General features: G+C 40.9%; 27 protein-coding genes and 2 pseudogenes. 14 read left to right on the top strand and 15 right to left on the bottom strand.

Features of this window, described 5'->3' with window-relative positions; genetic code table 11:
• Window positions 1-100 precede the first annotated feature (100 nt).
• Together alsR and H7F27_RS02930 are read left to right on the top strand one after the other, a co-directional pair.
• Window positions 101-1,009, top strand: coding sequence for an acetoin biosynthesis transcriptional regulator AlsR (gene alsR, locus H7F27_RS02935; RefSeq protein ID WP_024123080.1), 909 nt, complete (start codon window positions 101-103; stop codon window positions 1,007-1,009).
• Between the two features lie 210 nt (window positions 1,010-1,219).
• Window positions 1,220-2,548, top strand: coding sequence for an arsenic transporter (locus H7F27_RS02930; RefSeq protein ID WP_083504435.1), 1,329 nt, complete (start codon window positions 1,220-1,222; stop codon window positions 2,546-2,548).
• 65 nt (window positions 2,549-2,613) lie between these two features.
• On the opposite strand, the gene H7F27_RS02925 is transcribed toward H7F27_RS02930, so the two are convergent.
• From H7F27_RS02925 to cotH, 3 genes are all read right to left on the bottom strand, one after another.
• Entirely contained in the window at window positions 2,614-3,291 is a 678-nt protein-coding gene (locus H7F27_RS02925; RefSeq protein ID WP_024123082.1) for a hypothetical protein, read from the bottom strand.
• Between the two features lie 62 nt (window positions 3,292-3,353).
• Window positions 3,354-4,679 (bottom strand): spore coat protein CotH, encoded by a 1,326-nt coding sequence (locus tag H7F27_RS02920; protein WP_185848542.1) that lies wholly within the window; start codon window positions 4,677-4,679, stop codon window positions 3,354-3,356.
• A gap of 127 nt (window positions 4,680-4,806) precedes the next feature.
• Window positions 4,807-5,895: a spore coat protein CotH gene (gene cotH / locus H7F27_RS02915; protein ID WP_185848541.1), complete on the bottom strand. Its 1,089-nt coding sequence runs from the start codon at window positions 5,893-5,895 to the stop codon at window positions 4,807-4,809.
• A 138-nt stretch (window positions 5,896-6,033) separates the two neighbouring features.
• Here cotH and cotG point away from each other — a divergent pair, with 138 nt between their 5' ends.
• The 7 genes from cotG (at window position 6,034) to H7F27_RS02880 (ending at window position 12,416) form a co-directional block, all read left to right on the top strand.
• Window positions 6,034-6,621: a CotG/ExsB N-terminal domain-containing protein gene (cotG, locus tag H7F27_RS02910; protein ID WP_105954058.1), complete on the top strand. Its 588-nt coding sequence runs from the start codon at window positions 6,034-6,036 to the stop codon at window positions 6,619-6,621.
• Between the two features lie 163 nt (window positions 6,622-6,784).
• Entirely contained in the window at window positions 6,785-7,405 is a 621-nt protein-coding gene (locus H7F27_RS02905; protein WP_101859844.1) for a flavin reductase family protein, read from the top strand.
• A gap of 223 nt (window positions 7,406-7,628) precedes the next feature.
• Window positions 7,629-9,713, top strand: a complete 2,085-nt coding sequence (locus tag H7F27_RS02900; RefSeq protein WP_185848540.1) for a BglG family transcription antiterminator — start codon at window positions 7,629-7,631, stop codon at window positions 9,711-9,713.
• 11 nt (window positions 9,714-9,724) lie between these two features.
• On the top strand, window positions 9,725-9,991 hold the full coding sequence (locus H7F27_RS02895; protein ID WP_024123087.1) for a PTS sugar transporter subunit IIB: 267 nt from the start codon (window positions 9,725-9,727) through the stop codon (window positions 9,989-9,991).
• A 33-nt stretch (window positions 9,992-10,024) separates the two neighbouring features.
• The gene (locus H7F27_RS02890) at window positions 10,025-11,287 is read left to right on the top strand and encodes a PTS ascorbate transporter subunit IIC (protein WP_185848539.1); all 1,263 of its coding nucleotides are present in this window, start codon (window positions 10,025-10,027) and stop codon (window positions 11,285-11,287) included.
• A gap of 15 nt (window positions 11,288-11,302) precedes the next feature.
• A complete protein-coding gene (alsE, locus tag H7F27_RS02885) occupies window positions 11,303-12,001 on the top strand; it encodes a D-allulose 6-phosphate 3-epimerase (RefSeq protein ID WP_185848538.1) in 699 nt (232 codons plus the stop codon).
• Between the two features lie 73 nt (window positions 12,002-12,074).
• The gene (locus tag H7F27_RS02880) at window positions 12,075-12,416 is read left to right on the top strand and encodes a DUF4181 domain-containing protein (protein WP_105954061.1); all 342 of its coding nucleotides are present in this window, start codon (window positions 12,075-12,077) and stop codon (window positions 12,414-12,416) included.
• A gap of 4 nt (window positions 12,417-12,420) precedes the next feature.
• On the opposite strand, the gene ggt is transcribed toward H7F27_RS02880, so the two are convergent.
• On the bottom strand, window positions 12,421-13,998 hold the full coding sequence (ggt, locus tag H7F27_RS02875; protein WP_185848537.1) for a gamma-glutamyltransferase: 1,578 nt from the start codon (window positions 13,996-13,998) through the stop codon (window positions 12,421-12,423).
• A 213-nt stretch (window positions 13,999-14,211) separates the two neighbouring features.
• Here ggt and chrS point away from each other — a divergent pair, with 213 nt between their 5' ends.
• Genes chrS through H7F27_RS02860 form a run of 3 tightly spaced genes read left to right on the top strand, consistent with a single transcriptional unit; the run spans window position 14,212 to window position 15,828 of the window.
• Window positions 14,212-14,688, top strand: a complete 477-nt coding sequence (gene chrS, locus H7F27_RS02870; RefSeq protein WP_024123092.1) for a chromate efflux transcriptional regulator ChrS — start codon at window positions 14,212-14,214, stop codon at window positions 14,686-14,688.
• Between the two features lie 13 nt (window positions 14,689-14,701).
• On the top strand, window positions 14,702-15,295 hold the full coding sequence (chrB, locus tag H7F27_RS02865) for a chromate efflux transporter subunit ChrB (RefSeq protein ID WP_024123093.1): 594 nt from the start codon (window positions 14,702-14,704) through the stop codon (window positions 15,293-15,295).
• Window positions 15,292-15,828, top strand: coding sequence for a chromate efflux transporter ChrA (locus H7F27_RS02860; protein WP_069486818.1), 537 nt, complete (start codon window positions 15,292-15,294; stop codon window positions 15,826-15,828). Before chrB ends, H7F27_RS02860 begins: the two co-directional genes overlap by 4 nt.
• A gap of 247 nt (window positions 15,829-16,075) precedes the next feature.
• On the opposite strand, the gene H7F27_RS02855 is transcribed toward H7F27_RS02860, so the two are convergent.
• Window positions 16,076-16,621, bottom strand: a complete 546-nt coding sequence (locus H7F27_RS02855) for a flavodoxin family protein (RefSeq protein WP_185848536.1) — start codon at window positions 16,619-16,621, stop codon at window positions 16,076-16,078.
• Window positions 16,622-16,743: 122 nt separating this feature from the next.
• Between H7F27_RS02855 and H7F27_RS02850 the strand changes: the two genes are divergently transcribed.
• Window positions 16,744-17,625 (top strand): LysR family transcriptional regulator, encoded by an 882-nt coding sequence (locus H7F27_RS02850; RefSeq protein ID WP_185848535.1) that lies wholly within the window; start codon window positions 16,744-16,746, stop codon window positions 17,623-17,625.
• 90 nt (window positions 17,626-17,715) lie between these two features.
• On the opposite strand, the gene H7F27_RS02845 is transcribed toward H7F27_RS02850, so the two are convergent.
• The 9 genes and pseudogenes from H7F27_RS02845 to H7F27_RS02805 all read right to left on the bottom strand — a co-directional run bounded on the left by H7F27_RS02845 (window position 17,716) and on the right by H7F27_RS02805 (window position 24,056).
• Complete coding sequence (locus H7F27_RS02845) at window positions 17,716-18,432, bottom strand: endonuclease V (protein WP_185848534.1); 717 nt, start codon at window positions 18,430-18,432, stop codon at window positions 17,716-17,718.
• A 38-nt stretch (window positions 18,433-18,470) separates the two neighbouring features.
• A pseudogene (locus H7F27_RS02840) lies at window positions 18,471-18,964 on the bottom strand (hypothetical protein).
• Window positions 18,965-19,111: 147 nt separating this feature from the next.
• Window positions 19,112-19,828, bottom strand: coding sequence for a hypothetical protein (locus H7F27_RS02835; protein ID WP_260627325.1), 717 nt, complete (start codon window positions 19,826-19,828; stop codon window positions 19,112-19,114).
• A gap of 76 nt (window positions 19,829-19,904) precedes the next feature.
• Entirely contained in the window at window positions 19,905-20,456 is a 552-nt protein-coding gene (locus H7F27_RS02830; protein WP_185848533.1) for a hypothetical protein, read from the bottom strand.
• Between the two features lie 41 nt (window positions 20,457-20,497).
• On the bottom strand, window positions 20,498-20,860 hold the full coding sequence (locus H7F27_RS02825; protein WP_185848532.1) for a hypothetical protein: 363 nt from the start codon (window positions 20,858-20,860) through the stop codon (window positions 20,498-20,500).
• Between the two features lie 227 nt (window positions 20,861-21,087).
• Window positions 21,088-21,591: a hypothetical protein gene (locus H7F27_RS02820; protein ID WP_185848531.1), complete on the bottom strand. Its 504-nt coding sequence runs from the start codon at window positions 21,589-21,591 to the stop codon at window positions 21,088-21,090.
• 20 nt (window positions 21,592-21,611) lie between these two features.
• Window positions 21,612-23,345: a ribonuclease YeeF family protein gene (locus tag H7F27_RS02815; protein ID WP_185848530.1), complete on the bottom strand. Its 1,734-nt coding sequence runs from the start codon at window positions 23,343-23,345 to the stop codon at window positions 21,612-21,614.
• An 18-nt stretch (window positions 23,346-23,363) separates the two neighbouring features.
• On the bottom strand, window positions 23,364-23,624 hold the full coding sequence (locus H7F27_RS02810) for a YwqI/YxiC family protein (protein WP_044159631.1): 261 nt from the start codon (window positions 23,622-23,624) through the stop codon (window positions 23,364-23,366).
• Window positions 23,625-23,633: 9 nt separating this feature from the next.
• Complete coding sequence (locus tag H7F27_RS02805; RefSeq protein ID WP_185848529.1) at window positions 23,634-24,056, bottom strand: YwqH-like family protein; 423 nt, start codon at window positions 24,054-24,056, stop codon at window positions 23,634-23,636.
• A 329-nt stretch (window positions 24,057-24,385) separates the two neighbouring features.
• Between H7F27_RS02805 and H7F27_RS02800 the strand changes: the two genes are divergently transcribed.
• The gene (locus H7F27_RS02800; protein WP_095712844.1) at window positions 24,386-24,643 is read left to right on the top strand and encodes a hypothetical protein; all 258 of its coding nucleotides are present in this window, start codon (window positions 24,386-24,388) and stop codon (window positions 24,641-24,643) included.
• Here H7F27_RS02800 and H7F27_RS02795 read toward each other — a convergent pair.
• Window positions 24,640-24,878: pseudogene (locus H7F27_RS02795) on the bottom strand (DUF1963 domain-containing protein); the annotation flags it as partial. The gene H7F27_RS02800 and the pseudogene H7F27_RS02795 overlap by 4 nt on opposite strands.
• Between the last annotated feature and the right edge of the window lie 80 nt (window positions 24,879-24,958).

The raw sequence follows: 24,958 nt of genomic DNA, 5'->3' as shown, positions 1-24,958 counted from the left end.
GTTTCACTATACACTCTTTGGAAATTGACCTCCAATATCAATTCGACTTATGATTAATATGTATTACGAATTATTAACCTAAGAAAGGAATGCATGATTGATGGAGCTTCGCCACCTTCAATACTTTATCGCAGTTGCCGAAGAGCTTCATTTCGGGAAAGCTGCGCTTCGGCTGAACATGACACAGCCTCCTCTCAGCCAGCAGATCAAACAGCTGGAAAAAGAAGTCGGGGTGACGCTTCTGAAGAGGACAAAACGATTTGTGGAACTAACCGCAGCCGGAGAAATATTTTTAAATCACTGCCGCACGGCTTTGATGCAAATTGATCAAGCGATTGAATTGGCACAGCGGACGGCTCGCGGCGAGCACGGCCATCTCGTTATCGGTTTTGTCGGATCAGCTACATATGAATTTCTGCCGCCGATTGTCCGGGAATATCGTAAAAAATTCCCATCAGTAAAAATAGAATTACGTGAAATATCCTCGTTTAGGCAGCAAGAGGAGCTGCTAAAGGGCAACATTGATATTGGTATACTTCATCCTCCTTTACAGCACACAGCATTGCATACTGAAATCGCCCAAAGCAGCCCTTGTGTTTTAGCACTGCCTAAACAACACCCGTTAACATCTAAGGAAGCCATTACAATTGAAGATTTGAGAGATGAACCGATTATTACTGTAGCCAAGGAAGCATGGCCTACTTTATACATTGATTTCATCCAATTTTGTGAGCAGGCTGGCTTTAAGCCAAACATTGTACAAGAAGCGACTGAATATCAAATGGTCATTGGATTAGTCAGCGCCGGCATCGGGATTACATTTGTACCTTCCTCAGCTAAAAAATTATTTAACTTGGATGTGACTTATCGAACAATAGATAAAATACAGCTGAATGCCGAATGGGTTATCGCCTATCGCAAAGACAATCAAAATCCGCTTTTGAAGCAATTTATTAATATTTCAAATTGTCAGCAGTTAAGAACTAAAGAGAGTGATGCAAGTACCTGAAATGATACTTGCAAACTCTTTTTTCTTTTGGGATTCTCATGGAATTTTAATTAATATAATATAATCGCTTAGTACAACTTCATATCAGTATACGTATACATACAGTACAAATAGTTGGCAAGGATACTAGTAAGCGTATGACAATCGTTTGATTTTAGAATGATAGATAGAGAGGTGAAATATATTACACAGTTCACGAGTATATTAACATTGCTCGCTTTTTTCATAACAATGATTTTTATTTTCTGGAGGCCGAAAGGATTAAATGAAGCTATCCCCGCAACAATAGGCGCTTTAATGGTGTTATTATGCGGAAGTGTGTCATTGACCGACTTAGGAGAAATAGGATCAAAAGTCACGGGTGCATCGGTCACAATTCTTGCCACTATGATCATGGCCATTGCATTAGAAAGTTTTGGGTTCTTTTATTGGGTGGCTGCAAAGCTGCTCCAACAATCCAGGGGATCAGGCATCAAGCTTTTTTGGTTAACCAATTCACTTTGCTTTTTAATGACCATTTTCCTAAATAATGATGGGAGCGTTTTGATCACAACCCCCATCCTTTTGCTGGTTTTAAAATATTTAGGTTTGAAAAAACATCAAAAAACCCCTTATCTAATAAGCGGCGTTTTAATAGCTACAGCCTCCAGCGCACCGATCGGCGTAAGTAATATAGTAAATTTAATTTCTCTCAAAATGATTGGAATGGATCTATACCTGCACACTGCCATGATGTTTGTCCCTAGTATGATGGGACTCATTTTTATGGCTTGTCTACTGTTTATTTTCTTTTATAAACGTCTTCCTAAAAGCCTGCCGGATATACCGAACCATTTTCAGTCTCTGCGACACAGAAGGTACCATCCCCTTCATTCGCCATCAGCTCCATTACCAGAACGAAATCAAACAAAAATAATGTTATTTGTACTCGCATTTGTTTTTCTCGTCAGAATCAGCTTATTTGCCGCGTCATATACCGGTATCTCCGTTCCTCTTGTCGCTGTCATCGGATCAATTATCCTTTTGGCCTGGAGATGGGTTTATTTCAAAACCTCTCCCAGAGACTTGTTCTTCAAGGCACCTTGGCACATTTTTATTTTTGCTTTTACTATGTATGTCCTCATTTATGGGCTGCACAATATAGGATTCACTGAATTAATTGTAAATCATTTCAAACCAATGGTTTCTGGAAGCCTCTCCTATGCTACTTTTGTATCGGGTATCTCTACCTCTGTTTTTTCGAATCTATTCAACAATCATCCGGCTTTAATGATCAGTACTTTTACTTTAACAGAAATGAGCCTGAATCCTTCTACAGCAAAAATCATCTACTTGGCAAATATTATTGGCAGTGATATTGGTTCCTTATTATTACCTATAGGAACATTAGCAACACTTATTTGGATGCATATATTAAAACAGCATGATGAAAGTATTTCTTGGGGTGAATATTTAAAAACAACCATTTTAATCATTCCGCTGACTGTTCTTTTTACGTTAACATGTTTATATTTTTGGATCAGTTGGTTATTTCTTTAGCAGTATATGAAATAAAAAACTGCCTTCTGCTATTCGAGGGCAGTTTATTTTCAGTAGAGGCTACGCTAGGGGAGATGCATTGTCTTTAGATGATTTAACTTCCAAATGATTGACTTTCCACTTGCGTTAATAAGCTCAATGATATTATTAGATACATCTTTTAATAGGCCGACTTTTTCTGGCACTTCCCCCATATCAAATATAACCAATTGGCCAACATATTTTTTGATCTGCTCCTCAAAATTACGTACAAGTGAAACACTGGAAGGTACGACAGGCAATTGAGAGTTGTCAAGCGTGTACGGCGTTTGCTCTGTTGAATAAGGGGTAAACCATTTTAAGTGATGCATAGATATGAAAAGTGTTTTAAATACAGGTGAAAAAAATACAATATAATCATTTAAAACACTGGTAACATATCCATGTATCGACCGATCCCCAGTTACATAAACTTCAATAAATTTGCCTTTCACATTGTTTAATGTGTTTCTGTAAGAAAAACTATTATTTTCCGCCTGCATTATTGTATCTTCCGGATCTCTTAAAATTGGTTTCCCAGTATTCGTATTTATTATTGCTTTGTTCATTTGATGTAGATGCAGCAAGGGAATATAAAGATAATTGCAGCCATTAAATATAACAAAAATATCCTGTCCAATATCTATAAGTGTGCCAACAAATCTTGTATCTCCTGAAATGACAACATCAACATCTGTGTCAAGAAATTGATTCAAACCTTTCACCATTCTCCCCCTTTAATTGAATGAAAAAGGGCATCACTTTATTGATGCACCTTCATTATCTATTAAAATTTGCGCTTCCAATGATAGTCTATCGTTTTGACAATCGTTTCATAGCTATAATCTTCCTTTTGGCTTCCGGTGCTATAATAATCTGAAGATCTTGGTGACCGATATGATTTGGACGAACTTTTGGTGTCTGATGAACGATCATATTTTGACGATTGATAATCTGAAGATCTTGATGACCGATATGATTTGGACGAACTTTTGGTGTCTGATGAACGATCATATTTTGACGATTGATAATCTGAAGATCTTGATGACCGATATGATTTGGACGAACTTTTGGTGTCTGATGAATGATCATATTTTGACGATTGATAATCTGAAGATCTTGGTGACCGATATGATTTGGACGAACTTTTGGTGTCTGATGAACGATCATATTTTGACGATTGATAATCTGAAGATCTTGGTGACCGATATGATTTGGACGAACTGCTGGTATCTGACGAACGATCATATTTTGACGATTGATAATCTGAAGATTTCGGTGACCGTTTATTTGATTTGGACGAACTTGATGAGCTATGTGATTTTGAAGATGTTAACGAGCTACTGTCCCCCTCTTTTTCTTGTTTTTGGTCTATATCATTTTTGCTTTCTTCTTTATCATCATGTTCTTTCTTTTGATCACCTTTTTTGTAAGAGCCTTTTGGGCCTAAGCTGATGCTCTTGATATGAAAAGGATATATGCGAAGCACTTCTTGATTTTTCACTAAAGTATAATGACCATCCGCATTATCTACGAGGATACCTTCAATTGCTTCTGGTCCTCCTCGATTAATCGAAACCCATTTATGAGTTAAACTCTTAAAAACTTCGTTTAGGTTATCAGCTTCCAAGACACTTGGCGTATGTCCTTCTTTATTTAAAGCGGACTCATGTTTACTTATGCTTTTGATGTGATGAATATTAAAATAAACTACTCCATCCTCACTTGTGTTTAACGCAGCGTAATCATCTCCTAGCCACACCAAACTTCCTTTTTTAGATTCCGGACCTCCTTGATTTAATTGAACGGATTGGTTCATTAATTGTCCGATTAAGCTGTGAAAATCATCAGCATCAGCCATTTCTGCCGTCTCAATTGTTGTTGTGCTATTATTGGTATCCTCTGTAATACTTTTTACATGATCCAATTGATAATAAATGGTTTTTTTTTCAGTTTGTAAAGCGATATAATCTGATTTTACAGCTACCAATTTTCCTTTTTTAGATTCGGGACCTCCTCGATATACAGTGACAATTTTATCTTGCATTGAATGCAAAAAATGATAGTAAGATATATCATGATTTGAATAATTTTTAGTTCTCCTCTTGCTCATTCATTACCCTCCTAGTCATTTATACATAGATGATAAATATATTGCATTTATACGTGTCACAGTTATTTCTTGAACTAATTCAATAGCCTAATTGTCTGATTTTCAGCGAATACCTATAATCATGGATTCACAAAATACTTAAATTGCTTTTGATGTATTGTGAACGATTTTTAATATACTCAAAAATCACTTCCGGCTCACGGTCAAAACGTTCAATATCACTCTTTTTATATGGGTCCATCAGGACAAACGGCCTGATTTGATCATAAAGCGCCAATATTTTTGGTTTCATATATTCAATTGTAAAGAGAGATTGGAGTGTTTTTTCTAGGAGATGCTTATAGGATTTGCGAAATTCGGTTTCATCCAAAATGCGGGCGGTCAATGTATTAAATCCTTGAATTCTTACGTAATCTGCAGCCATCCGCTCTCCATGGATATCCCTGCCCCAGGTGGCATCATAGTCCCAAGGAATCACTTCAAATAATCCGGTTTCCCCGCTTCTGTACAAAGCGTAATTATGGACAAACCCGTCATAGTTTGAGGTGAACACAATGCCGGCCAGCCAGCGCAAATACTTATCGATATTCACGTGTTTTGTCACTTCTGTTTTAAATTGGGCTTTAGGGACAGTATTAATTTTAAAAATCATATCCTGTAAATAAAAATCGTCTTCCTCGGTCCCTGTCTTCTTTTCATACCCATGCTCAAGCGACTTCTTCGTTTCCCTCTCCAAATCACTCACGAGAGAAAAATTAGCATCATCATCAACCGCGTAAAAAATCGCTCCGTCCGCCAGCTTCCTTTTCCTTAAATAATATTCATCCACGGATTCAAGCTCAAGATACACTCCTTCATTCTTCCCATTTACCTTTAAAAACACAAATTCTGCCCTTGGAGACAGCGTCCCCAGCTCTGCGAAAAAATCGAGAGACAATTTGTTTCTTATCATGGAAGGATCTTTATATTCCGCATTCAAGTGAACCTCGCGGGCGCCGCGAAATGTTTTCGGCTGATAATAGGAAATATGGTACGACTTCTTTTTGAAATCTCTAATATGAGATCCGCGATAAGCGATGTCGATATCAAATCTTTTCTGATTCACTTTCAACACAGCCGGAACCGGTTCATCGTCCCATATATCCTTTTTTAATTCCCGTAAGTCTTTTGGATGAATAAACAGCTGATAAAGAGGCAAATTTGATTGATTCTTCATCCGTAGTCCCCCTTCAAAATTAGGCTTTTATTTTTGTGAGATCTCAGCGGAACACTTATACACTTTTTACAATCGTGCGTACTATGTGTGTAGTAAGGATCTTCATCCTTAAACAAATTAAAAAAAGGAGGATTTCAATTGGGCCACTATTCCCATTCTGATATCAAAGAAGCGGTGAAATCCGCAAAAAAAGAAGGTTTAAAAACTTATTTATACCAAGAGCCTCGTGGAAAAAAACGCAGTCATAAAAAGTCGCACCGCTCACACAAGAAATCTCGCAGCCATAAAAAATCTTACTGCTCACACAAAAAATCTCGCAGCCATAAAAAATCTTACTGTTCACACAAGAAATCTCGCAGCCATAAAAAATCTTACTGCTCACACAAGAAATCTCGCAGCCATAAAAAATCTTACTGCTCACACAAGAAATCTCGCAGCTACAAAAAATCCTACTGCTCACACAAGAAATCTCGCAGCTACAAAAAATCATTCTGTTCGCACAGAAAATCTCGCAGCTACAAAAAATCATTCTGTTCGCACAGAAAATCTCGCAGCTACAAAAAATCATTCTGTTCACACAGAAAATCTCGCAGCTACAAAAAGTCGTACCGCTCTCGCAAAAAACACTGGAAAAATGATCATCATCGCAAAAAAGATGATTACGACAGCAAAAAAGAGTTCTGGAAAGACGGCAATTGCTGGGTAGTCAAAAAGAAATATAAATAATGAAACTGTCATCATAGGCTCCGGCATACGTACGGTAGCCTATTTTCTAATTCCCCTATATCAGTTATATGTCATGACATAGCATATGCAACCCGCATCATTTGGTTTCCTTGAATGGATTTCGTTATAATCATGGTACTCTTACAATAAAGGCGGTGTTGTTGTGTACATATTTCAAGCTGAAGAGCTTAGTGCCAAAGAGACGTATAAGCTGCTGTCAGGAGCCGTTATTCCGCGCCCGATCGCATTTGTTACAACACTTTCTTCAGGCGGGGCAATCAATGCGGCACCTTTCAGTTTCTATAACGTGGTCAGCTCAGATCCTCCGCTACTCAGTATTTCTGTCAACCGATCAGAAGGCCGGCAAAAAGACACAGCCAGAAACGCGATAAAAAACGGTGAATTTGTCGTCCATGTCAGTGATGAAGCCATCATTGAAGACATCAATGAAACGGCGGCAAGTTTAGGGCCGGACGAAAGTGAAATGACACGCACCTCTCTCCATTGTGTAGAGAGCACGGCTGTTTCGGTGCCCGGCATTCAAGAAGCCCGCATTCGTTTTGAATGCAAGCTCGAACGGCATATCACCTTCGACAATGATCATGGTGTGACCACGGCTGATCTGCTTATTGGCAGAGTTGTCTGTTTTCACCTCGATGAGAAGGTGTATGACGCAGAAAAAGGGTATATTTTGACGGACGAATTAAAGCCGGCTTCCAGATTAGCCGGAAACCATTATGCAAAGCTCGGTGAAGAATTTACATTGATTCGTCCGAGTTCATAAAAGGACTATTTATATAGAAGAAACTAGTCAAAAAGACACTGTTTTTTTAAAAGCCGGCACAGCATGTGCCTGGCTTTTTTTGTTTGCAGGAATCATATTTGCACAAACCGTTTGCACTGATTTGGTCTTATAAATTCAGATGCCCCCCATTACAATTGAAATAAGCCCGCACGAAGAGAAGGACGGCAGACTGATATCACCTGCACATAAGGAGCTGATGGGCATGCCTTTAGACCAAAGAAGATCAGCCATTCTTCATCAGGTTCTCAACACAACCAGCTATGTTACTTGCGGCGAATTAACGGAGCAATTAAAAATTTCAAGGAGAACACTGTATTATGACATTGAAAAAATTAACGGCTGGCTGAAAGAGACCGGACTGACACCGATCAAAAGAAGGCGTTCAGCAGGATTTTATTTAGAAGACCAAACGAAAAAAATGCTGACATCAGAAATGAAAACGCTGACAAGTTCAAGTTATGAATATTCTCCCTCAGAAAGGCAGGCAAGAGTGATCCTGCGCATTTTAACGAGAAACAGACGGTTACTTTTGCAGAACTTCATTGACGAAAATCATGTCAGCCGCAACACCGCCATTCAGGATATGAAGCATATTCGCGAAAAGCTGAAGACATTCGGCATCGTTCTTTCCTTTACCAAAGAAAAAGGGTATTTCTTCTCAGGATTAGAACTGCAAAAGCGAAAACTGCTGGCAGAATACGCAAATCAGCTCATGCAAAAAAGCAGCAGCACTGCGGCCGTTACCGATCTATGTCCCGATCCGGCTGCTTGTGAACAGCAGATTCAAACTATGCGATCTATGCTGCTGACTTTCGAAAAGCTTCTTCACATGAAATTTGCTGATCATGTTCTCGCGAGCTTAAGTGTGCACTTTACGTTATTTCTGATCAGATTAAAGGCGGGAAAAGAAATCACTCTAGAACAAGAAGAGCAATACGCCATCAGGCAAACGAAGGAATATGAAGCGGCCGTTCGGGCGGCGGCGGAACTGCCGGAAAAAGCCTTTATTTCTGATCAAGAGATGTGCTACTTCACGATCCATCTGTTAGGGGCTAAAATCAGTCAGTTCCCCGCTTCAAGTCTCATTGCAGGTGAGCTGGATGTGATACATGATATCGCGGACAAAATGATTGTCGATTTCCAGCGTTACGCCTGCGTGCTTTTTCAGGACCCGGAAAATCTAAAAAAACATCTGGTGCTTCATTTGAAATCAGCTTATTACAGGATTAAATATGATATCACCCCTCATGAGAGTGATGTAGCTGCCTCCATCAAAACGAAATACAGTGATATTTTCTGCTTAACAAAAAAAGTCGTTCATCACCTTCAAAAAGAATTAAGAAAACCTGTCAGCAGTGAAGAAACAGCTTTTATCGCCATGCATTTCGGAGGCTGGATGAAACGTGAAGGGGTCGCGCCCTCACTTAGAAAAACAGCGGTTATTGTCTGTCCGGGCGGCATCGGCACTTCAAAAATTTTGCAGAGCCAAATTGAAGATCTTCTGCCGAATGTCGATATTCTGAAAACCGTATCAAGCCGTGTCTATGAAACAATGACGCTTGAAACTGATGTCCTGATCTCAACTGTTCCGCTCCCAGACAGAGGGGTGCCTGTGCTCATCGTTAATCCCATACTGAACAGCAAGGAAAAGATCAGCCTGCTGAAAAAAGTAGATGCGCTCTCAAACAGCGCTGCCCATTTCCACCCAAGTGTTCATGACATCATGAGCATCATCGAAAAACATGCAGAAGGCATTCATAAAACAGAGCTGATGCAAGAACTGACCGAGTATTTAGGACAGCCGCACAAACATGAAAAGGAGGCGAACCGCAAACCAATGCTTGCTGAATTAATGACACCTAACCATATAACGATGGCCGACTCTGCCCCCTGTTGGGAGGATTCCGTCCGCATTGCGGCAAAGCCGCTTGTGGATGACGGGTCTGTTACCCCGCAATACGTCGATGCCATGATTGCCACGATTCAGACACTGGGCCCATATATCGTTATTACGCCGAATGTAGCCATCCCGCACGCGAGGCCTGAAGACGGTGTGAATCAAATCGGCATGAGCTTTCTGAGACTGAAACAAGCCGTTTCCTTTTCAGACCGGCCCGAGCATTCAGTCCAGCTGATTATCGTGCTCGCGGCAATCGACAATGACACCCATTTGAAAGCCCTCTCCCAGCTCACGAATATGCTGGGTGATCCGGAAAACATTCAATTGCTGATTAACGCTCAATCGGCAGAAGATGTGCTGCCAATGATTCAAAAATACTCAAACTAGGAGTGATTCAAATGAAAAAAATCTTAATTGTTTGCGGAAACGGACTCGGATCAAGCTTTATTGTTGAAATGAATGTGAAAAAAATCATTGATGAACTGAACATCAGCGCTGATGTTACACATACAGACCTCACTTCAAGCAAAACGGAGCAAGCGGATCTGTATCTAGGATCTGCCGATATTGTGTCAGGTCTTGACGATGGAACTCGTAACGTTGTCGGACTCAAAAACCTGCTGGACCAGAAAGAAATCAAAGAAGCCATCCTTACCAACTTGTAACACACAAAAACATAGACGACGGGGGTGCATCTGATGCTTGATTTTTTGATTAACGATTTCCTGGGAACTCCTGCTATTTTAATTGGACTTTTTGCCTTAGCCGGTCTGCTTCTGCAAAAGAAAAACGCTGCGGATACCGTATCGGGCACACTGAAAACGGCAATGGGATTCGTCATTCTCAGCGCTGGGGCGACGATTGTCTCAGATTCACTAGCCGTGTTCGGCAGCATGTTCGAAAAAGCATTCCACATTAAAGGCGTCGTACCAAATACAGATGCAATATCAGCCATTGCTCAAAAAACGTTTGGTACGGAAACAGCACTCATTATGATTTTCGGAATGATTGTTAACATATTGCTGGCGCGTCTCACGCCATTTAAATATATTTTCTTAACCGGCCATCATATTCTCTACATGGCTTCATTGATCTCCGCCGTGCTGATTACCGGCGGCATCAGCGGTGTTCCTCTCATTGCTGCTGGCGCCATTATTCTTGGGGGGCTAATGGTGCTGTCACCCGCCATCCTTCAGCCGTATACAAAAAAAATTACAGGAAGCGATGATCTCGCACTCGGTCATTTCGGTTCTGCCGGCTATTTTATTGCTGGATTCATCGGCAAACATGCGGGCAATCCATCTCATTCGACTGAGGATATCAAAGTTCCGAAATCATTAGGATTTCTGCGGGATACGTCAGTCTCCATTTCTTTAACGATGGCACTCCTTTTCTTTATTGTCGCTCCTTTCGCCGGAAAGGATTATATTGAATCATCGTTGAGCGGCGGAAGCCATTTTCTCGTTTATTCCTTTATGCAGGCCATTACGTTCGCTGCTGGGGTATATGTCATCTTGGCGGGGGTTCGGATGGTAATCGCTGAAATTGTCCCTGCTTTTAAAGGCATCGCTGAGAAGCTAGTGAAAGGCGCTAAACCCGCTCTTGACTGTCCGACGGTTTTTCCTTTTGCGCCAAACGCGGTGATTATCGGATTTTTATCCAGCTTCCTGGCGGGTGTTGTGTCCATTTTTCTTCTTCCAGTCATCGGTCTCAGTGTTATTGTCCCGGGACTTGTACCGCATTTCTTTACAGGAGCGGCGGCGGGAGTTTACGGAAATGCAACCGGCGGAGTGCGGGGGGCTGTACTCGGTGCGTTTGCCAATGGCATTCTCATTTCTTTTCTGCCTGCGCTTCTTCTGCCGGTTCTTGGCTCGCTCGGATTTGAAGGCACGACTTACGGCGATTCAGACTTTGGCATTATCGGGATTCTTCTAGGCTGGATCATACAATTCTTCAATTAAAGTGAGGGATGCGTCATGAAACATTTATTTTCACCTTCTCTGATGTGTATGGATTTAACAAAATTCAACGAGCAGATCACCATTCTAAACAGCCGTGCCGATATGTATCATGTTGACATCATGGACGGCCATTTTGTCAAAAACATTACGCTGTCTCCATTTTTCATCAGCCAGCTCAGAACGATGACAGCTCTCCCGATTGATGCCCACCTGATGGTTGAGAGGCCAGAGGATTTTATCGATATGACAGCAGAGGCTGGTGCTGATTACATTAGCGTTCATGCCGAAACCATTAACCGTTCGGCGTTTCGGCTGATACACAACATCAAAGATCATGGCGCAAAGGTCGGGATTGTATTGAACCCGGCCACTCCGCTAGAGTGGATCAGCCCTTATGTGCATTTGATTGATAAACTGACGATTATGACCGTTGATCCGGGTTTTGCCGGGCAGCCGTTTATCGCAGAAATGACTGGAAAAATCCGTGCGGCTAAAGAGTGGAGAGAAACAAATCATTATACGTATGCCATTGAAGTTGACGGCTCCTGTAATAAAAAAACCTTCCGCATGCTCGCGGAAGCTGGGAATGACATTTTTATCATCGGCAATTCAGGCCTCTTTGATCTCGATGAAAACACAGAAATCGCATGGGATAAAATGAAAACCATTTTTCAGCAGCAGATACATCCTGTAAAAATGAAACACCCGGAGTAATCCCCGGGTGTTTTTCTATGAAACATTTTCTCTCCCACGAACGTATAAAGAGATGAGTTTAGGAGGGATTCGTATGAGTACTCATTTTTGGCTGTTATTTCTGGTCATAGTATCGTTCAGCACAGCACTGCAATTTCTTATCAAGAAAAAGTTCGGTATCCATAAATCCGGCTGGCTGTACAAGCCAGTCAACAGCACACAGAGATTAATAGAAATCTTTTTACTTATTTTGTTTGTTTTTTCTATGATCTTTTTCCCTGTGGGATATATGCTTCTTTTATTTTTTATTTCGATTGATTCTCTACGCTTTCTTATAGAATGGAGGTATAGACCTGAAGATAAACAGTATATGTACCACCTGATTGATGCTGGCCTGTTTCTTGCTCTCTTAATATACATATGTATATTTTTCTAGCTTGTCAAATCCCAACAGCCGCCCCATCCCCCCTTGGATCGGCTCCTCCCTGGAGAAAGCCCTCCTCATCCACTGCGATTGCTGCGGCGTGACCCATCAGCGGGTCATAATCACTGACTGTCTCCACGAGATGGCCGCTTTCTTTTAGCATGTCGACCGTCTCCTCTGCGATTCTGTTCTCAACTCTGAGACCTTCATAATCCTCGCCCCACGTTCTGCCCCATACCCAGCGCGGTTCGCTGATTGCCTGCTGAGGATGCATTCCATAGTCCAGCATTCTGGTGATAATCGCGGTCTGAGTCTGCGGCTGGCCTTCGCCCCCTTGCGTACCGTACAAAATCTTCGGTTTCCCGTTCTTACAGACCATAGCCGGCATCAGCGTATGGAAGCTGCGCTTTCTCGGCTCAAGTGTGTTGACATGATTTTCATCCAATGAGAAAAATGAGCCGCGATTTTGCATGAGAATGCCTGTATCTCCGGCAGTAACAGCCGAGCCAAATTCAAAGTAAAGGCTTTGAATGAACGACACCGCGTTGCCATCCGAATCCATCACCGCCGCATAGGCGGTATCACTGCCTATTGGTCTGCTTTCCGCCGGTTCAGCTATATAACCGATTTCTTCCGCCAGCTGCTTGGCGTAGCTTTTGTCCAAAAGCCTTTCCAGCGGAATATCAGCAAACGCCGGATCAGTCAGAACGGCATTCCGATCCAGAAAACTCTTTTTCAGTGCCTCCACGAGCACATGATAATAGGTAAATGAACCATGTTCAATTTGGCTGAAATCATAGTTTTCCAGAATATTCAGCGTCAGTAAACCCGTAAAACCTTGAGAATTTGGGGGCGCCTGATAGACGGTGCACCCCCGGTAATCACAGGATATAGGCTTTATCCACTCACCTCTGTGTGCTGTAAAGTCATCAAGCGTCATATAGCTTCCATTATGCTGTAAATACGAGACAATCCGCTGAGCGATATCACCTTCATAAAATGCGCTTCTTCCTCTTTCAGCAATCATTTTCAGGCTGTTCGCAAGCTCTTTTTGCACAAACCGTTCACCGGGGACCGGTGCTTTGCCGTTTTTCATGAAGATATCAGCAGTGTAAGGTGTTGACGCCAGCAGTTCAAGATTCGCCGCTGTATGCCGGCACTGATCTGCAGATACAGGAAAACCATTTTCAGCATAATTGAGCGCAGGCTCCAATACGTCAGAAAGCGACATCCGTCCGTATGTCTTCAGCACGGCATCCCAGCTATCGACCATTCCCGGCACGGTAATTGCGCTGTCGATCCCCCGCAGCGGGATCTCATTTTTCTCCTTATACACGTCTCTCGTCACATTTTTTCCTGAACGGCCGCTGCCATTGTACACTCTTACCGCCTTTGTTTTTTGATGAAAGGTCAGCCAAAAGGAATCTCCTCCAAGCCCCGTCATATGCGGATAGACAACCGCCAGACAAGCGCTCACGGCGACAGCGGCGTCAAATGCGTTTCCTCCCTTCTCCAGAATGCGGTTTCCCGCTTGTGATGCGAGGTAATGCGGACTGACGACCATTTGCTTAGTGCCGATAATAGATCTGTTCATCACAAGTCTCCTTTGCAAGAGATTTTCTTCAGTATAGAGAGCCTGAGTTTTCGCATCTACTGACCCGGAAGAAAAGCTGACGAACTTTCTCCTTTTCGTAAACACAAAAATATTTTATTGTTCATTATGAAAATAAATTTAAATTATCTCTTACGAAATGAAACTTATATGATAAAATATTGACTAAAAGTCAAACGAAAGCAGGTGGAACAAATGGGCAATGAATATCAAATCCCCAACCTTGTTCTTGATGAGATAGACAAACAGATCCTTACCATTTTGCATGAGGAAGGAAGGATTTCTTATACGGATCTTGGCAAAAGAGTCGATTTATCACGTGTTGCAGTTCAATCACGTATTAATCAGCTGATTGAAGCAGGCGTTATTGAAAAATTCACAGCGGTGATCAATCCAGCTAAAATCGGCATTCATGTATCCGTGTTTTTTAATGTCGAGGTAGAGCCGCAATTCCTGGAAGAAGTCGCTCTAAAGCTTGAAGAAGAACCCGCAGTCACCAGCCTTTATCACATGACTGGCCCGAGCAAGCTGCACATGCACGGAATCTTCGCGAATGATCAGGAAATGGAAGAATTTTTAACGAAACGGCTGTATCCGCTTCAGGGTGTCGTCAGCGTTGATTGCCAAATGCTGATCAAACGGTACAAAAGCCGTATGGGAATGAAGCTGTAAAGGAGAGAAACTAATGAAAAACCATCCTTATCGGGATATGACGGCCGCAATGGTGCGCACCGGAATCTTAGGTTTCGGGGGCGGGCCATCGGTGATTCCGCTGATCCGCCATGAAGCGGTGAATAAATATAAATGGATAGATGATGATGAATTTGGAGAAATATTAGCCATCGCCAATGCACTCCCCGGACCGATCGCCACCAAGATGGCGGCATACCTGGGATTCAAACTAAAAGGCACGCTAGGCGCAATTGTCGCTACTCTTGCCCACATTTTGCCTACATGCCTTGCGATGGTTGCCTTATTTGCGGCTGTAAACGTCTTAAGCCACTCGGCGGTCGTCGCCGGCATGATTGGCGCCGTGACGCCGGTTATCGCCGTTATGCTCGGTATTATGGCATATGAGTTTGGACAAAAAGCGCTCAAAGGATTTGGCTGGGTCACCGGAATCCTGTTTTTTATCATCGCTTTTATCGGACTGCAATTGTTACAGATCAACCCCGGCATTGTCATTATCATATTCTTAGCATACGGAGCATTTCATTTTAAACTGAAAGACAAAATCACAAATAAACATTCAAAAGATAAAGGAATGTCCGCCTCATGATCATTATGTTTTTATTTACAGCATTTTTTATCGCAAACGTTCTGGGATATGGCGGCGGCCCAGCCTCTATCCCGCTGATGTTTGAAGAAGTCGTAAACAGATACGGCTGGCTGTCAAACGACCAATTCTCTAACATGCTCGCACTTGCGAATGCATTGCCGGGCCCGATCGCAACCAAAATCGCCGCTTATGTCGGCTACAGCGCAGGCGGCTGGCCCGGCTTTCTGATTGCCCTGATCGCAACTGTTGTACCATCCGCGTTCGCGCTGATCGTCCTGCTGCGCATCATTCAGCGCTTTCGCCAATCACCTGTGATCAAAGGCATGACGCTGTCTGTTCAGCCTGTTATCGCTGTCATGATGCTTATTCTCACTTGGCAAATCGGCGCAGACGGCATCAAAGCCATCGGCTGGATTCAATCCTTAGTGATTGCGGGCATTTCCCTCCTTTGCATGACAAAATTCAAACTGCATCCGGCTTTCCTGATTATCGCGGCATTTTTATATGGGGGGCTTGTAGTTCCTCATTTATAGAAAAAAGCACCCTCAAAGGGTGCTTTTTATTTTGGGCCAGAAATGCCATTTGTCATATAAATTGTTTCTTTGCCTGCATCATTTTTGATCACGTTTTTGATATGTAGCGTGTTTCCTGACATCCTGGCAAATTGCTTTTCTTGAGACGAGTTTATTTTGACGTGTATCCATTTCTCAGACCGCGGCATTTTCCAAGATAAAAAAAATCCTAGAATAAGCATTCCAACAATGACGGAGAACAGCAGCTTCACACGGCATCACTTCTTTTCAATAGCCTGCCCGCAGCTTCTATTGCCTGCTGATCAAATATAATATCGCCGGGACGATTGCCTTCTCCCAGCACATAGCCTTCAAATGACATTCCCATAAAATCAAAAATGTGACCAAACTGTTCTATCAGCGGCAGCCCCTTTATCTTAGGATTATCTCCTCCGGCTGCTATCACATATGCCTGTTTTGCCGACATTTGCTCTTTAAAATCAGGAAATCGCGGATCTCTCATCGTCTGTGACCAGCGATCAATGAACAGCTTTAACGTTCCTGACATGCCGAACCAATAAATTGGGGTGGCGAATACAAGAATTTCGCACACCAATACCCGCTCAATAATAGAATCGTAGTCATCTTGAACAGGACGAAAGCCGCCTTGAGCGTGACGCAGATCCTCAATCGGCTGGATCTGATATTTCCGCAAATGAATGTGCTCCGTACCGAATCCTTGAACAGCCTTCTCCGCAAGAATATCCGTATTTCCGCCAAGCCTCGTTCCGCCATTAATGACCGCAATTTTCATGATGCATCTGCTCCTTTGTTTACGAATGATTTTCTCCATCATATAATGGATTCATTAATCAATACAGATGATTATTCCGATTGTATCAATCGATAAAACCGATTTAGAAAGGACGAGAACAAATGGAATTGAAGCAGCTGATCACCTTTATTACGGCAGCAGAACATGTAAACTTCACCCTTACCGCCAAGATGCTTAACTATGCACAATCAAGCGTTACCTCTCAGATCAAATCACTTGAAGAAGAAATAGGGACTCCTTTATTTGAACGGCTCGGCAAGCGGCTCATCTTGACAGAAGCCGGCAAAACATTCAAATCCTATGCGGAGAAGATTATTGCGTTAACAGAAGAAGCAAAAATGGCCGCAAATCAAGTAAGAGAAACAACCGGAACCTTGAAAATCGGGGCGACGGAAAGCCAGTGCACATATCGCCTTCCCCCTATCATAAAAGAATTTAAACAGACTTTTCCTCAAGTAAAGCTCATATTCAAACCGTATATTTCCAACGAACAAGCGAAAGAACAGCTCTTACAGGGCCAGCTTGATATTACCTTCATTTTGGATGTGAACCGGATGGAAGACGCACTGCACGTTGAATCTCTGATTCAGGATGAGATCAAAATGGTAGCCGCCAATGACCATCCTTTTCCAGCAGACTCACCAGTAACATTGAAGAATCTTCAAAACGAAACCCTTCTCCTGACAGAGGACGGCTGCTCATACCGCACGCTCTTTGAGGACGCCTTACACGACGCCGGTGTCTACCCTAACAAATTAGAATTTGTCAGCATAGAAGCCATCAAACAATGCGTGATGGCCGGACTTGGAATTGGACTATTGCCTGAAATGACAGTAAAAGACGATATTGCCGAAGGTCGAATGAAAGAACTCAACTGGCAAAACGACTGCCCCGTTTTTACTCAACTAGCATGGCATAAGGACAAGTGGATGTCTGCACCATTAAAGGCTTTTATCGATTTGACGCGGAAAACATTCAATTAAAACCTCTCTGCAAGGACGACAAGGTTTTTGATTAAAGCAGGAAAGCACACAGCATACAAAAAAACACTTGATGGCTTAGAGCCCCAAGTGTTACCCGTGATTTTTCTGATAAAACGTTCGTAAGACATGTGTTTCAAGGTCAGCCAGGCGGACAGGAATCGGCAGCCTGCTTTCTTTATTAAGCAGGCTCATCGTGATTTGATAGCTGCTTTCTAAATCAATGTTATGTCCGCAAGACAAGAAAATAGGCTTCACGTCCCGCCGCGTCCGCAGCGCCCGGCCATATACCTCGCCGTCAATGATAATATCTGTGTATGAACCGACTTCATTTTCAGGCATTACGAAATCACAGCTTTTGATTTTGAGATAGGTTTTCGCAATCCCAATTGTCGGTTTATTGAGAAAAAAAGCCGCATGGGTGGCAACGCCCATATGGTTGTAATGCAGATACCCGTTGCCATCAAACAAAAATACATCCGGCTCCGTCTCCAGCTTTTTGGCCGCCTCGATGATCAGCGGCAGCTCGCGAAACGCAAGGAAACCAGACACATACGGCACGCTGATTTTCCCCATGCTGTGCACTTTTTCTATGACTTCTTTCGTATCGGCGTCAATCACGATAATGCTGCACACCCCATACGGCTCGCCGTCCTGCTCCCAATAAGCGAGGTCGACGCCTGCGCAGGTTTTGATGGAGTCTGGGGTGATGGAGGGTGATAAGTTGATTTTATGTTTAAGGGATTGTTGTGTTTGAACAAAATCCGATTCATCTTTTAGATGAAAATCGTGAATTTGATGTACTTTCATTTCACTAGCTTTCCTCTCTTTACTTTCTAAAATGTTTCTTATGACTTTGAATCTATTTTCAAGGCGATATAACTTCCATTAGGATAATATCTCCATACCATCCACATGGAAAATAGCCCGCTTTATAAATTTCAAAAAGCTTTTCAAAAAAATTGTGTGTGTTCCCATTTACCGCTCTATTGATTGCACAATTATTCAGGTCTGCTACAACATCTTCAAAAAAAATATTAAATTCAGCCGAAACCCTTCTGACATTTACAGAAAAAACTTCTAGTAATACGTCTAAGTCTTGTGGTTTTTGATCATCGTTTAATTCGTAAATTTCGCCCCATACTTCACTCATTTCATTTTCTTTTATATCTTTCCACGTATATTCATCTTCACCAAATACTTCTTCATATGCATGGTATTTAGCTTTTTCTTTATCATTAATTATTTTAGTGAAATCACAGATATCATTTGATGTTTTAGGTTTAAACATTTTTGAAAAATCAATAACTTCTTCTACTAAATGATAATTCCGAAGTTTCATTACTTATTATACGACCTTCCATGAAAGATTAACTGTAACTCATACTTGCTATTTCTACTGTACTTCACTTGTTAAATGTGCTTTCATCATTCTAAAAAACCTATCTATGACAACAAGGTAAGGTTAAACTATAGCAATTCTAATACTTCAGTAAACAAGGCATCTCCTCATGTTATCTTCTGTTGAAAGGCAAGTATTACTACCTGCAGATTGGTATTCATTTTTCATTTCTCTCATAAAAATATGATCCAATTGTGCAATTAATTCTTTAAGCTCCGTACACATAATATCTTCTAATGGATTTTCCCAATCTTCGTTTTTTATAAGTTCAATGCCATAATTACCGGTTGGATCCCCTTCTGGGTACCACCCTACATCAAGCAACAAGTTTTTAGTCTTATGAGAAATTTGCAGGAGATCCTGATTAAAGTCAAATAACCAAGCATCATCACTTGCCTCTAATGTTTTAGGGTCAGTATCTTTTAATGTAATATAATCGACAGTCCAACCAGCCGGTATCTTTAGCCTTAAGAAATCGGGAACCTGTTGGGTTAGCGGCTGCAAATCTTCTAAAACCCCGCTTCCCACACTCCAGATTTGATATTCTAACTCTTCTAATACATGTTCTATTTTATCAAAAGATTCTACGTCATAAATCTTATCTATTTTTAAGCCAACCACTTTGATATGGTATTGATCATCTTGATATATTACCTTAATAATGGCATTACGTTTTTCATTTTGCAGTATTAGTAGTTCATATTCTTCTACCGTTCTTTTTTCTGAGTTTAAATTGTTCAGTACTACATACCAGCCATCACAGATTTTTAATGGCTGCAATTGAGAAATATGATCTCTGCTCATCTCGCTTCTCCTTGTACTCCACATTGTTATCCTATCTATAAAAAAACTTGCCGATGACAACACGGCAAGTTTCTAACTATAGCAATTCTAATACATCAGTAAACAAGGCATCTCCTAATGTTAATCTTCTGTTGAAAGGCTGTATATGTGGCAATTCACTCCACTCATACACAGTATCGTAGTAATCATACAAATAACTGAGTTCAATAAACCCTTTCTCTTGCATTATTTTATTGATATAGTTCGTTCCCTGAATGAATTCTAAAGATTCAGCGGTCCCTACAATATCATAAGCGCCATCAATTAAATCGTGTCTTAGGGAATAACTATAATCTAGTACATAAACAGGAACCAATTTAGATACTTTCATATTGATTTGCTGTTCTAAATGAAATCCATTTTCTCCAAAAAGATCTTGCAAGTGGATATTGATTTCTCCTGAAGGATTGTTTAAATCTCTAACTTCAATTTTTTTCAAACCTTTTATTTGATTAAATTCATCAGGTACTTTTATTTTCTCTGCACATTTGTTCTTGTACCATTCGTCTAATTCCCTTTTCACAAATAGACGCTGAAGCAATTCACTGAATTCTGGGTATTCACTAATAAATCTGATTCCATCTTCCATAAATAATAATCATTCCATTCATTAATCCATTAATTATTTAACTATTTCCACCAAGACCTTGTTACTTCTTTTAAATGATATTGAATATGTGCAATCACTTTTTTATAGTCGTCTGATGAAAATTCTTTAATAGGGTTTTCCCAATCATTATTTTTAACTATTGAAACCAGATAATTACCTTCAGCAGAAATGTCAGGAACCCAGCCTAAATCAAGCGTTATTGAGGATTGTTCATGATAAAGCTGCAACAAACTGTCTGTGAACAAAAACCAGGAATCATCATTCGGTTCTAAAGTTATTGGATCTATTTCAACAAAATGATTATAATTCACTTTCCAACCTTGTGTTATTCTTAGGGGATGTAAATTTGCTTTTGGAACATCTAATTTAACATGTTTTCTCATTAACAAAACCTCTTTAGTTTCGTTTTCAGTCATTCTATCCTTTATATTTTTGAATCATTTAATTTTACCTTTTACAAAACTTAAACTTTATTTTTTTCATAAATCAACAGTTTTGAATTAGTTTTACTATTAATTCTGTAAAGGCTTGATCATTTGTAATGTTTCTTGCTCTCAACGTAAAAACTAAAAAAGCAGGTACAGTATAACTACCTGCTTTTTAGTTAAATTTAATTACCAAAGTTAATTTCTTTTAAAAGAATAGCTTCGTTTCCGTACTCTTCAATATCGGCCTTTAGCCAACTGCTTTCCTTTTCTCTATATTTATAAAATCTAATTGTCGCAAAACCTTCATCAATACTTATAATCACAACAAATTTATGTTCAGGAAATTTTTCTTTTAAATGATGTTCCCAACCATCCACTACCTGAAGCGCATAAAATAAAATCTCTTCACCGGACAAATCACTGTAGTCTAAATAATCGTTTATGCGAAGTTCATTACACGATGCTTCATACCCCGTTTTATCCCCATACATTTTTAAAATTCTACTCCAATTTATAGTTGGATTATCAGGTAACTCATACTCTAGATCTAGAATAAAGCAATCGTCTACTTTAACTATATTAGGTGAAATAATATCCTTTAAATTAGATAGGTCAACTTTATTTGTATTGCTCAGATCTTCAAGTCGTTCTTTTAGTCTTTTCATATTTTTATTTGTATATTCCATATATAATCTACACTCCTATACTAAAATACAGGATCCTCACCTAAAAATTTCAATCCCTTATTTATAGCTTTCTGAACACTTTTGTCTTTAAGTACTTTTTGAATTTTGCTAGGTGCATCTTCACCTGTTTTTTGGTCATAAAACTTTTTTGTTTCAACATCAAAGTACCATTTTTTATTATTTGGCTCATGATAATGAATTTGACCTTCTCTTTGCCCTGGATTTGGGTTTTCAATGTCTATTCTTTCTGTCTTCCCATTTTGCCATGTTGTCTTACTTGCAATTTGAGTTCCATTTTGACCGAAAAGTTTCTTACTATTCCCGCTACCACTACTAGCCATCTTCATAATTCCAAAATCTTTCACAGCTGTCTTTTCCACATCGATACGGACTGTCGGGAATCCGAACATGAGGCCGTCAGGAGTTACTGGGCGTTCTGCAAACACGCGGACGTTTGTCGGAACTTTGAATTGTTTTACTTTTTCTAGTGTTTTGTTTGCCTTTTGGACTTTTGAATGGGTTGCAAGCGGTATGCCTTTGTCTATATGTTTCGCCAATGCACCGGCTCCAACGAGGCTTAATGCCGCTTCCAGCGCCCCTTGCTTCCGCTTCTCCTCAGACACTTTGTTACCAAACATATCTCTTCCTGTGACAGCTTCAGAGAATCCGTTTGACGCAACAAGGCCGTATGCGCCCATTTCTGACATTTTTAGAATGTCTAAAGACTTGCCTGTTTTGTAGGCATCTAAAGCGTGTTCCGCCGCGATAGCTGCTTTTCCGGTTTTGTAGATGGCTTTTCCGCCTTTGAAGGCGCGGCCAGCCCAGCCGACGACTGGTATGAATCCGGCAGCGGCCATCGCTCCTGCTGTCACACGCTCTGCGGCGGAGAGTTTTTCTCCGGTAACCGGGTCAACGCCTTCAGTTGCTCTTTTATAATCATAATAGCCAGTGACTTCTCCAGTAAAGGTGCAAACTCCATCCCATGTTTTTTCGTACCATGGTTTGTTTGCTTCTTCCTCGGCTTTTTCCTGGAGACGCCTTGCTTCTGCTTGTTCGGTTTTTGCATCGATATATGTTGTTCCCTGTTTTTCCACTTCAATGGCGCTTTTGTAGACTTCATTGCTGTGGAAGGCTTTTTTGTCATAGTACATAGGGGATGCGCTTTTCCCGTTGCTGGTGGCCTGCATGAGAACAGAATATTTGCTGAGCACTGCGTTGTCCAGAGACTCCAAATTTTGATATTCAGTGGTCAGGGATTCATCAAGCTTATCGACTGCCGTAATCGTGTCACGCCTGATTTTTTGGGCATCTCCCATCTTATCTGCATAGTTGTCAAGCGTGTACATGTCGAGATCAATAATATCGCTGATGCCTGACAAAATAGAATCGATTTCTGCTTTATGAGCGGAGACAATTTCTGAGGCTTTTAAGTCTCCATTGGGGAGCTCATGATCCAAAAATGACGTCTCCACATATGAATCACTGAGTTCTTGATCTTTAATATCACCGGAAATGCCGTTTAAAAACGCAATTTGAGCAGAAACAAGCGTCAGCCAGCTGTCGGCGATTTCCGCCTGTCCCTGAAAGAAGTCCTTAATATTGTCCGCGCCTTTTCCTTTAAAATCGTCACCTAAATCAGCAACTTCCTGAAACGCCTTTTTTAGCGTGTTCAGCTGCTCTTCCAGCGTCTCATATTGCTTTTTTCTATTTTTCGCTTCATCGATTAAAGATTGTGATTCAAATACTTTACTCATCGCACTGCCCTTTCTCTTCTATTTTACTGCGATCGCCTCATCCTGCTCTTTCAGTGAATCTACGTTATCCTTTGTATCCTCGATATTTTTCTGTACCGCTTTTTTGTAATCTCCGAGCATGGTTTTGATGTTCTCCTCACGCTCATGATATTTTTTCGTATAATCGAGTTTGTTTTTTCCATTGGACCCCGCGGCGCCGATTGATACGTCAGCCAGCGCATCTTTGACAGACTCTAATGTTTTGATGACTGTGTCGTACTTCAGCTTAATTTCTGACATAAAAAAAGATCACCACCATTTTAGTTTACTAATTGTATTTCCGACTTCTTCCGCGAACTCTTCTCCCTTTTTAAGAAGATCTGCTGCACCATTTGCTACAAACAATTCCGATGCATATTGAGCTTTATCCCATTCAAGATCAAAAATTTTACCGTTAATCGAAGCCATATACTCGTTATATTTATCATTCACAATCTTAGATGCTTCCGATTTCGCCTCTTCTCTTCCCTTGTCGAAATCATCAGCTTTTGTTCCCGTCCAATGCTTGCCTAATTCCGGTTTCACAATTTCTTTGATTTCAGTGATTGCCTCTTCTTGCAGTGTGTCTATGTCCTTTTTTGCTTTTTTCAGCTTTTCGATCTTGTCTTCCACGTCGGAAATTTTTCCGTTGAGCGAACTTTTGATATCCGCTAGCATACTTTCATAACCCATCTGTATCACCTCTTAATACTCAAAAAGTCGTATGGAGGGGCTGATGAAGATAGACTTTTCCATACTTTATTTCCATATATTATATTTTAAAATAGCCGGAAGGCGGCTTAAATAGGGTAAACGGCTTAATTTAGGCTTATAATGCTCTGGATAAGGAGGTCTAAAGTCTCTTTTTTGTTCGTTATAAGGTCAATGCGAGCGTTTTATATGGTTAGAAATTCTAAAGTCTTAGTCAAAAAGACACTTGAAAGAGGCAGATTTGATGATCTGCTCATTTTCTTATGTGGTAAAATCTTGTAAAGATTAAGAGGTGAAACGGAGGGATGACAATGAGTTTTTTCAGTCCGATGATGTTATTTTTCGTGATTTTTCCTTTTCTGTCCTTCTTTGTATTTGGAATGGCAGGCACTTTATTGTTTAGAAAACACGGCCTTTGGTCAATGCCTCTTACAGTGCTCTGCTTATTGGTCATATTTATGTTCAGCATTGACTCGGCAACGCCTGATTTTGTTGTGTGGCTTATTTCATTTCCGCTTTTGACCCTATTGGCATCAGGAGTGACCCTTTGGATCAAAAGCTTGTATTAGCTGCAGTCCCAATTGTACAGAACGTTTGAAAAGTCTTTTCCCCTTAAATCATCAGGTGTGATGAAAAAATTTGCGATGCTGCCGTCTCCCTACAACAAATCAATATCATCGTCTGAATCAATTTGTAAAAGCATGATGGGATGTTCTTTATACGCGTATTCCAACCGAATGAATCAAAGAATTCATCTGTCCCTATGCTCGCGTATTGCTCAAACTGAAAATCTGTAGGCGGCACCCTCTAGTTTCACAATAGGTAAACCTTAGCGAATATATCCATCGTATACAAAAAAAAGACCGGCATCCCGCCAGTCCTTC

The sequence above is a fragment of the Bacillus sp. PAMC26543 genome (genome assembly GCF_014250375.1).
Lineage (GTDB): Bacteria > Bacillota > Bacilli > Bacillales > Bacillaceae > Bacillus > Bacillus halotolerans.
This window is presented reverse-complemented; position numbering and strand designations above follow the sequence as displayed.

Bases quoted from the DNA above. Each gene is read 5' to 3' on its own strand.
- alsR (WP_024123080.1), top strand. From the start codon at position 101: ATGGAGCTTCGCCACCTTCAATACTTTATCGCAGTTGCCGAAGAGCTT.
- H7F27_RS02920 (WP_185848542.1), bottom strand. From the start codon at position 4,679: ATGAGCAAGAGGAGAACTAAAAATTATTCAAATCATGATATATCTTAC.
- cotH (WP_185848541.1), bottom strand. From the start codon at position 5,895: ATGAAGAATCAATCAAATTTGCCTCTTTATCAGCTGTTTATTCATCCA.
- H7F27_RS02900 (WP_185848540.1), top strand. From the start codon at position 7,629: ATGCCTTTAGACCAAAGAAGATCAGCCATTCTTCATCAGGTTCTCAAC.
- H7F27_RS02895 (WP_024123087.1), top strand. From the start codon at position 9,725: ATGAAAAAAATCTTAATTGTTTGCGGAAACGGACTCGGATCAAGCTTT.
- H7F27_RS02890 (WP_185848539.1), top strand. From the start codon at position 10,025: ATGCTTGATTTTTTGATTAACGATTTCCTGGGAACTCCTGCTATTTTA.
- alsE (WP_185848538.1), top strand. From the start codon at position 11,303: ATGAAACATTTATTTTCACCTTCTCTGATGTGTATGGATTTAACAAAA.
- H7F27_RS02880 (WP_105954061.1), top strand. From the start codon at position 12,075: ATGAGTACTCATTTTTGGCTGTTATTTCTGGTCATAGTATCGTTCAGC.
- ggt (WP_185848537.1), bottom strand. From the start codon at position 13,998: ATGAACAGATCTATTATCGGCACTAAGCAAATGGTCGTCAGTCCGCAT.
- chrS (WP_024123092.1), top strand. From the start codon at position 14,212: ATGGGCAATGAATATCAAATCCCCAACCTTGTTCTTGATGAGATAGAC.
- chrB (WP_024123093.1), top strand. From the start codon at position 14,702: ATGAAAAACCATCCTTATCGGGATATGACGGCCGCAATGGTGCGCACC.
- H7F27_RS02860 (WP_069486818.1), top strand. From the start codon at position 15,292: ATGATCATTATGTTTTTATTTACAGCATTTTTTATCGCAAACGTTCTG.
- H7F27_RS02855 (WP_185848536.1), bottom strand. From the start codon at position 16,621: ATGAAAATTGCGGTCATTAATGGCGGAACGAGGCTTGGCGGAAATACG.
- H7F27_RS02850 (WP_185848535.1), top strand. From the start codon at position 16,744: ATGGAATTGAAGCAGCTGATCACCTTTATTACGGCAGCAGAACATGTA.
- H7F27_RS02845 (WP_185848534.1), bottom strand. From the start codon at position 18,432: ATGAAAGTACATCAAATTCACGATTTTCATCTAAAAGATGAATCGGAT.
- H7F27_RS02835 (WP_260627325.1), bottom strand. From the start codon at position 19,828: ATGAGCAGAGATCATATTTCTCAATTGCAGCCATTAAAAATCTGTGAT.
- H7F27_RS02830 (WP_185848533.1), bottom strand. From the start codon at position 20,456: ATGGAAGATGGAATCAGATTTATTAGTGAATACCCAGAATTCAGTGAA.
- H7F27_RS02825 (WP_185848532.1), bottom strand. From the start codon at position 20,860: ATGAGAAAACATGTTAAATTAGATGTTCCAAAAGCAAATTTACATCCC.
- H7F27_RS02820 (WP_185848531.1), bottom strand. From the start codon at position 21,591: ATGGAATATACAAATAAAAATATGAAAAGACTAAAAGAACGACTTGAA.
- H7F27_RS02815 (WP_185848530.1), bottom strand. From the start codon at position 23,345: ATGAGTAAAGTATTTGAATCACAATCTTTAATCGATGAAGCGAAAAAT.
- H7F27_RS02810 (WP_044159631.1), bottom strand. From the start codon at position 23,624: ATGTCAGAAATTAAGCTGAAGTACGACACAGTCATCAAAACATTAGAG.
- H7F27_RS02805 (WP_185848529.1), bottom strand. From the start codon at position 24,056: ATGGGTTATGAAAGTATGCTAGCGGATATCAAAAGTTCGCTCAACGGA.
- H7F27_RS02800 (WP_095712844.1), top strand. From the start codon at position 24,386: ATGAGTTTTTTCAGTCCGATGATGTTATTTTTCGTGATTTTTCCTTTT.